The organism is Sphingomonas sp. Ant20 (assembly GCF_000783375.1).
Lineage (GTDB): Bacteria > Pseudomonadota > Alphaproteobacteria > Sphingomonadales > Sphingomonadaceae > Sphingomonas > Sphingomonas aerolata.
On the sequence record NZ_JRVI01000117.1, the window covers coordinates 1 to 7,707 of the forward strand.

The window sequence follows — 7,707 nt, forward strand, 5'->3', positions numbered from 1 at the left end:
CGAGACCCAGCAGGATCAGCAGCCGCCACCGAACCCCGCCGCCCCGCGCGCGTCGCGGCCGCGCGGGTGGTGCGCCCAGCGTGTCGGCGGGCCGACGCCGCCACCACAGCACCACGCTGCTGACCGACACCAGCGCCAGCCCGATCGCGGTCAGCAGCCCGAGCAGCTGGTTCGCCCAGCCGAACAGCTGTCCCTCATGCGCGGCGACACCGTAACCGACGATCCGGTCGATCAGCCGACGCTGCGCGAAGTCCTTGCGCGTCAGGATCCCGCCCGTAGCGCCGTCGAGCGTCAGGTCGGTGCGCAGCGGCCGGTTCGCGGTATCGGACTTGGCGGTCCAGGGCTGGCCCATGCCCGTCGGCGGCGCGATCAGGACCGGCGGCGCGAGCGCGAGCGGGCGCAGCGTCGCGATCAGCCGGTCGAGCGGCACGTCCGAGACCGCGGGATGCGCCATCGTCATCCCGCCATGTTCGGCATGCGCGCCCACCATCGCGCGGGTGCCGGCATCGGCGGCACCGCGCGCGCGAAGCTCCGCGGCCTGCCCTGCGGACCAGTCCTGCCTGACCACCCGCCCTTCGGTGACCGTCCGGATCGCCTTCAGGTAACTCCCCCAGCTCGCGGCCCAGGGCAGCCCCGATATGAGCAATGCGAGTGCGAAGACCGATACCCAGAGCCCGGTAACGCCGTGCAGGTCGCGCCAGAACCGCCGCCCGCCGGCACGCAGCCGCGGATAGACCACCGCCGCCAACCCGCTGCCGCGCGGCCACCACAGCACGAGCCCCGACAGGATCATGACGATCGCCCAGGAGGCGGCGAGCTCGACCAGATAAGAGCCGGGCGTGCCGATCAGCAACTCACCGTGAAGCCGGAAGATGATCCGCATCAGCCGGCTGTCCTCGTCGACCGTGTGGAGGATCGCCAATGTGTTCGGATGGACATAGACTCGCGTCTCGGTGGTGCCGGCGCCGACGATCACCTGCACCGCCTCGTCGGGACGCTCGGGCAACTGATAACGGTGCAGCACCGATCCCGGCACCGCGCGCACCGCCGCCTCGGCCTGTCGCGCCGCTGAGGCGCGCGCGCCGTCCAGCGGCAGATGCGTATAGGGCCGATCGATCAGCGCCTCGATCTGCGGGCGGAACAGGTAAATCGAGCCGGTGACCGACAGCCACAGCACGAACGGAAGGCAGAACAGCCCGGCATAGAAATGCCAGCGCCAGATCGTCGGATAGCCCGGCCAGCCGCGACCGGGACCGGGTCCGCCCGAACGTGCGGCGGCGGAAGAATGTGGAGTGGTCGCACGCATCAGAACCGCGCCTTCACGCCGGCATAGACGGTGCGCGGGACACCGGCATAGATCGACCCGGTTGCGGTGCTGAGCACGGCCGCCGGATTCTGCTGCCCGGTCGCCGCGTTCAGGCTGTTCGCGATCACCGATGCCGAGCCGACATAGGTCGTGTCGAACAGGTTCTGCACCGAGGCGAACAGCCGCAATCGCGACCACACCCCCTCCCCCCTTGGTGGATCATAATGGAGGTTGAGATTGGCGAGCGTATAGCCCGCCACACTCAGCAAATTGCCGTTGTCGATCGCATAGCGATCGCGGTGGGTCAGCTCGACGAACCCGCCCAGCCCCGCCACCGCGCCACCCGGCTGGTCATAGCCGAGCCGGACGTTGACGAAGGTCGGGATGACGCCGGGGATGCGGTTGCCCGCGCGGTCGAACGTCGCCGACGCCGCGCCCGAGGTCAGCCGCTCGACGAACGCTGTATAGTGGTGGTCGTTATAGCTGTAGCTCGCATCGATCCGCGCACCCGGCAGGACCGCGGGCAGCGGCGTCCAGCTGAGCCCGAGCTCGACGCCGCGGTGGACCGAGCGCGGCGCGTTGGTGGTATAGGCGAGCAGGTTGACGCCCGCCGACTGGCTGACCTGTTCGTTGCGGAACCATTCGTAATAGCCCGTCACCTCCGCCTTCAGATTGGTGCCGAGCGCGACTTCGGCGCCGAGGTCGATCCCGGTGTTGCGCTGGGTCTTCAGCGTTACGTTGTTGCCCGGCACCCCCGCCGCGGTCACGAACAGCGCGCCGGCCTGCGGGATGCCATAGCCGGTGCCGACGCGCGCGTGCAGGCGGACCGCGTCGATCGCCTGCCAGACGAGCGAAGCCTCGGGCGCGACGTTCCAGAAATGGCGCTCGGCGGGGATCACGCTCAGCACCGGGTTCGCACCGAGCGGATAGGCATAGCCGGTCTGCGTCACGCCGATGATCGATCGCTCCGCGCCGATGCCGGCGATGAACTGGAGCCGCGACGTCAGGCTCAGCTCCTCGCGTGCGCGGGCGCCAGGTTGCGGACGTCGCCGAACACCGTCTGCGTCGGCGCGCCGATGCCGTCGCGGCCCGCGGGCGCTTGTTGAAGCTGTAGCTCTGGTTATCGAGATAATTGTAGAAGACGCCGACAAAGCTCGTCGCCGCCATCCCGAACACAGTGCCGCGGTGCGTGACGTCGCTGGTGATGTTGTAGCTGTCGAGCGTCCCCTTGAACGGCGTCGCGCTGGTCGGCTGGTTGACGACGCGGCTGTCGAACGTCGCCTGCGTCCGCCACGTCGCGGTCGTGCTCAGGTCATGCTCATAGCGGGTGCCGATGATCGTCCGGCGATCGTTGCGCGCGAGGTCGGCCTCGGCCGCGGTCTGCGCGATCCGCACGCCGTTGACGCCGTTGGCGAGCACCGAGATCGTGCCGCAGCCCGGCGCCGCGCCGACCCGTGTCGCGCAGCCGCGCTGATAAGGATTGGCGCGATACTGATCGAGCGAGAGCCGCGTCGAGAGCGCGAATTCGCCCTCGTTGTAGATGATCTTCGCGGTCAGCCGGTCGCGGTCCGAAATGGCATAGGTCGCCAGCGCGTTGATCGTGCCCGTCTCATACCCCGTATGCCCGGTCGACCCGTTCGCGCGCACGAAACTGCCGAACAGCGCATAGTCGAAATCCGCACCGGCATCGCCGATCGTCGCATAGACATTGGCATAGCCGTCGCTGCCCGTGTCGATCCCGATTTCGGCGCCGTCGATGTCGCGGCCGCGTCGGGTGCGGAAATTGACCGCGCCGCCGATCGCGTAATTGCCATAGCGTGCGGAGGATGGCCCGCGCACCACGTCGACCGCGCCGTAAGCATGCGGATCGGTCAGGTCGAACCGGGCCAGCCCGTCGGGCTGGGTGACGGGAAAGTCATCCTCGAACACCTGGATGTTGCGCGCGCCGAAACTGTTGCGCGCGTTCGAGCCGCGGATCGACACGCCGACGTCGCGCGGGCCGTTGCCCTGGATGACGACGACGCCGGGCGACAGTTTGACGATGTCGGCGATCGTCGTCGCGGGGGTATTGCGGAACGCGGCGTCGTCGATCGTCGTGACGGTCTGCCCGGTCACGCGCGTCGTCAGCGACAGCGCGTTGCCGGTGACGATGATGTCGTCGCCGTCGATCGCCACGGCGGCGGTACGACGCGGCGCCTCCGCCGGGCCCGTCGGTTCGTCGAGGCGGCGCAGTTCGGCATCGATCGCGGCACGATCGCGGAGCAGCGCCGCACGCCGGGCTGCGATATCGGCATCCTGGGTGGAAGGTAGAGGCGCAGCCGCGATCGGCGCGGCACAGGCGATCGCGGAGATCGCCGCCATGAGATGGCATCGGGACATGGGAATTCCTGGTCGGACGCCGCCGGGTCCCGTCGGGACCGGGCCGTATAGGGGTCGCGGGCAGCCGCCACCCGCCCGCGCTCCGGCGGACAGGGTCGGCATCGCATCGGGTCACCGCGCGGCCCTTTCAGGGCGTCGCGCCGGCAACCGCTCAACCGCGGACCGGGGGACCTCTTAAGGGGGGACGCAGAAACTCGGGGGCGCGGGCGACGACGGGGGGCGCGACGCGGAAGACGGTGGCGACGACGAACGCGATCGCCAGCGCGAGCAGCACCGGATCGGCCGCGGCCAGCCCCGCCGTCGTCAGGCCGGAAAAGGCGCAGGGCATGTCGCGGCCCGCATGCTGAGTCTTATCCGGGTCATGCGTCATCCCCGGCATCGCCGCATGCGTCGTCTGCGACGTCGCCGTCGCGAGGGGGGAAGGCCCCGCCCCGGCACATAACTGGATCGTGAGCACGCCGTTCGCCACCACCGGCATAAACCCGCCGGGGACGAGGATCTTCATCGCCAGCGCGACCACGACCAGCCATGCGGCAAGCGCAGGATGATCGCGGAGCAGGCGGCGAAGCGGTGTCACGCGCCTGTCCTAGCGAGTCGGCACGGATCTGTCGCCGGTCGTCGCGCGGGTCGGGCCATCCGCCTGTCCCGCCGCTGGACTCCCTGCTTCCCGCGGCTCGGCGATCCGCGCGCAGACGCCGCCGGGCGGCGCGGCGCCTGTCCAGCTGAGCCGGTAGCGGACGAGCAGCCCGTCATGATCGGACAGCTTCGGGCTGCCCGGCGCGCCGTCGAACATCGCGCGGACTTCGATCGGCACGATCCGGACGCGCGTGCCCTGCGCGAAGAACTGGAGATCCTGCGTGTCGAGCCACGGCGCGTCGCCGTCCCAGGACAGCGACACCGCACAGGCCGCGCGCGCCTGGCAATATTCGTGCACCAGCCCGAACGGGTGATGCAGCCGGAAATCGTCGAACCGCGCGGGCGAGCGGCGCATGTTGAAGTCGCCGCCCAGGATCATCGGCCGCGAAGGGGTGCGGCGCGCGGCGAGAAACGCCTCGAGCTCGCGGGTCTGCGCGCGGTGCGCGGCGCGGTGCCGCGCGGGCGCGACCTTCGACGCCTTGCGCGCGTTCATGTGCGTGTTGGCGATGTCTATTCCTTCGGGAACGCCGGGCACCGCGAGCGTCGCCAGCACGACGCCCTTGTTCGACAGACAGTCGAACCCCGCACAGGCCCGCCGCGAATAGGGATCACGCGCAACGCCGGTGATCGCGAAGCGGCTGGCGATCACCAGTCCCGAGCTCATCAGCCGCACGCCGAGCTCGCCCTTGGCCAGCTTGGCACGCCCGGGCAGCCGGTCGTCCTGCGAATAGACGCTGCGCCGCGTCCGCGACGGTCCGCTCGCGAGCGATGGATAGCCCGTGGCGACCACCCCGCGCACCGCCGCGCGCGAGAAGACCTCCTGGAACAGCACCACGTCGGGCGCGGTCCCGGCCACGCGCAGATCGCGCAGGATCCGCCCGATCGCCGCGAGATCGCGCCCGCGCCCCGACCGCGCGGGCCATTGCAGCCCCTCGATATTATAGGTCAGCACGTCGATCGTCGTGCTGCGTTCGCCCGATGCCGCGATCTGGATCGCAGGCGGCCCGCCGCCCTCCCCGGCGTCGACGCCGCCACAGGGCAGCGTCCGGAACCGCGGCAAGCTGCCGCACCCTGCGAGGCCGAGCGTGAGCGCGACCCCCAGCAGGATGCGGCCTGGAATCACCTACCAGCTCAGCCCGGCGCGGGCGTAGAGATAGCGGCCGTTGAAGCCGAACGGCGAATAATAGGGGAAGCCGATCACGCCGGTCGTGTTGTTCGCCGTGACGGTCGCATCGGGATAGACGTCGAACAGGTTGCTGACGCCCAGCCCGAGCTGCGCGCCCTTGGTCGCCTGATAGCGCAGTTCGACATCGGTGATGACGTGCTTGCCGCTGTGCACGTCCGCGGCGGGCGTCGTCCCGGGCTGGTTGACGTCGCCATAATAGGTGACGCGGGCGAGCGCGCCGAGCTGGTCGAGCGACCAGTCGATCGAGCCGGTGACCTTCTCGCCCGGCGTGCCGTCCTCCAGCGTCAGGATCCGGCTGCGCGCGAACAGCGTCGGTGCGGGGTCGAGCGTCGAGGTCGAGGTCGGGACGCGGGTCACCTTGCCGTCGTTGATGTTGCCCGCCACCGTCAGGTCGAAATTGCCCGCCGCCACGGTCCGCACGCGGTAATGCGCGACCGCGTCGATGCCCCTGGTGGTCGAGGCCAGCCCGTTGATGAAGAACCGCGCCGCGGTCGCCCCCGATCCGGCGAGCAGCCCGGCGATCTGCGCATTGACTTCGGGGGACTGGCTCGTCGACGTGGTGATGTTCTCCGACAGCCCGATCTGGTTGCGGATATGGATGCGATAGGCGTCGACGGTCAGGTCGAACCCGCCGAACCGCAGCACCGTGCCGAGCGACAGGTTGGTCGATTTCTCGGGCTCGAGCGGCAGCCCGCCGAGCCGCGCCGCAACCGGGCTGACCGAGGGGAAGGTGCCGGTCTGGATCGGCGCGCCATTCTGGATCACGGTCGAGATCGAGGTGAAATATTGCTGCTGCAACGCCGGCGCGCGGAAGCCGGTCGAGGCCGTTCCGCGCACCGCGATCCAGGGTGCGACGTCATAGCGTGCGGAGATCTTGCCCGTCCCGGTCGAACCGAAGTCCGAATAATCCTCGCCGCGCCCCGCCAGCCCGATCAGCAGCGCGTCGGTCACCTGCGCCTCGAGATCGAGATAGGCGCTGAAGTTGCGGCGATTGCGGTCGACGACATTGTCGGTCGAGAAGCCGCCAAAGCCCTGCGCGCCCACCGCCGCGCCCGCGACCGCGCCCGTCACGGGCGTAGTGTAGGAGGCACGTTCGCCCGCCTGGATCTCGAAGCTCTCGCGCCGCGCCTCGAGCCCGAAGGCGACGTTGAGCCCCTGCAGCACGTCGAGCTTGCGGTTGACGTCGAGCCCGGCGACCAGCTGGCCATAGATCAGCGCGCCGTCGGAAAAGTCCTGCGGCGTCGCGCCGCCATAGGCATAGTTGGCGGAATTGAGCGTGCGGAAGCCGATCTTGTTGCGGCCATAGCTGACGTTCAGGTCGACGCTCCAATCCGCGACCTCGCCCTTGAGTCCGACCGCCGAATTGATGTCGCGCGACTTGGTGTTGATCAGCGGCAGGAAACCGTCGGGATAGCCGGCCAGCGCGGTCGTCGCGCTCGCCAGCCGCGGGAAGGCCGCGCTGCGCGTGTCGCGGTCCTGATAGCCGAACCAGCCATAGAGGCCCCAGCTGCCCGTCAGCGTCGTGCCGGCATTGGCGAAGACGCTATATTGCTCGACCTGCGGATCGCCGAAGCGTCCGGTGACGCGGGTCGGGGTCACGCGCACGCGCGGATCGAAATCGGCGCGGTTGGTCGCCTGGCGGTTCAGATATTCACCCGACAGCGTCAGGAACCCGTCCTCGCCAAAGCCCAGCCCCTGCCAGCCCGAGACGGTCACGGCATGCTCGCCGGTCGTGCTGCGGCTGCCGCGCGCGGTATCGATGTCGGTGTTGTAGAAGCCGTAATTGACCGTCGCGCCGCCGCCCGAGCGGGCTTCGCGCAGCCGCAGGTTGACGACGCCCGCGATCGCATCCGACCCATATTGCGCCGATGCACCGTCGCGCAGCACCTCGATCCGGTCAAGCGCGACGGTCGGGATGGTGTTCAGATCGACCGCCGCCGAGCCGCGGCCGACCGAACCGCCGATGTTGAGCAGCGCCGCGGTATGCCCGCGCACGCCGTTGATCAGCACCAGCGTCTGGTCGGGCGACAGGCCGCGCAGCGTCGCCGGACGGATCGCATCGGTGCCGTCGACCGCGGAGGCGCGCGGGAAGTCGATCGACGGGGCGATCGCCGACAGCGCGGCGCCGAGCTCGGTCGTGCCCTGGCGCTGGAGCGACGCGCCGCTCAGCACGCGACAGCCACGCGACCGGCGACACGCT

The 7,707-nt window shown here is 69.8% G+C and carries 6 protein-coding genes and 1 pseudogene; 1 reads left to right on the forward strand and 6 read right to left on the reverse strand.

The window, feature by feature from the left end:
* Both NI18_RS14235 and NI18_RS27115 read right to left on the reverse strand, forming a co-directional pair.
* The coding region (locus tag NI18_RS14235; RefSeq protein ID WP_052149210.1) for a PepSY domain-containing protein at positions 1–1,306 on the reverse strand (1,306 nt) is incomplete at its 3' end.
* Positions 1,306–2,457: a TonB-dependent receptor gene (locus NI18_RS27115; protein ID WP_306286422.1), complete on the reverse strand. Its 1,152-nt coding sequence runs from the start codon at positions 2,455–2,457 to the stop codon at positions 1,306–1,308. The genes NI18_RS27115 and NI18_RS14235, both read right to left, overlap by 1 nt.
* A 182-nt stretch (positions 2,458–2,639) precedes the next feature.
* Between NI18_RS27115 and NI18_RS27120 the strand changes: the two genes are divergently transcribed.
* Entirely contained in the window at positions 2,640–2,780 is a 141-nt protein-coding gene (locus NI18_RS27120; RefSeq protein WP_306286423.1) for a hypothetical protein, read from the forward strand.
* 374 nt (positions 2,781–3,154) lie between these two features.
* Here the strand turns inward: NI18_RS27120 and NI18_RS27125 are convergent.
* From NI18_RS27125 to NI18_RS14255, 4 genes and pseudogenes are all read right to left on the reverse strand, one after another.
* Positions 3,155–3,787 (reverse strand): annotated as a pseudogene (locus NI18_RS27125) (Plug domain-containing protein); the annotation flags it as partial.
* A 49-nt stretch (positions 3,788–3,836) separates the two neighbouring features.
* On the reverse strand, positions 3,837–4,262 hold the full coding sequence (locus tag NI18_RS14245; RefSeq protein ID WP_052149211.1) for a DUF2946 family protein: 426 nt from the start codon (positions 4,260–4,262) through the stop codon (positions 3,837–3,839).
* A 9-nt stretch (positions 4,263–4,271) separates the two neighbouring features.
* Positions 4,272–5,444: an endonuclease/exonuclease/phosphatase family protein gene (locus NI18_RS14250; RefSeq protein WP_157840540.1), complete on the reverse strand. Its 1,173-nt coding sequence runs from the start codon at positions 5,442–5,444 to the stop codon at positions 4,272–4,274.
* Positions 5,445–7,707 (reverse strand): TonB-dependent receptor (locus NI18_RS14255; RefSeq protein ID WP_037530748.1); only part of this gene is annotated, 2,263 nt, incomplete at its 5' end.

What these genes read in the sequence shown, in the direction of transcription:
- NI18_RS27120 (WP_306286423.1), top strand. Translation starts at nt 2,640, where the DNA reads ATGATCGTCCGGCGATCGTTGCGCGCGAGGTCGGCCTCGGCCGCGGTC.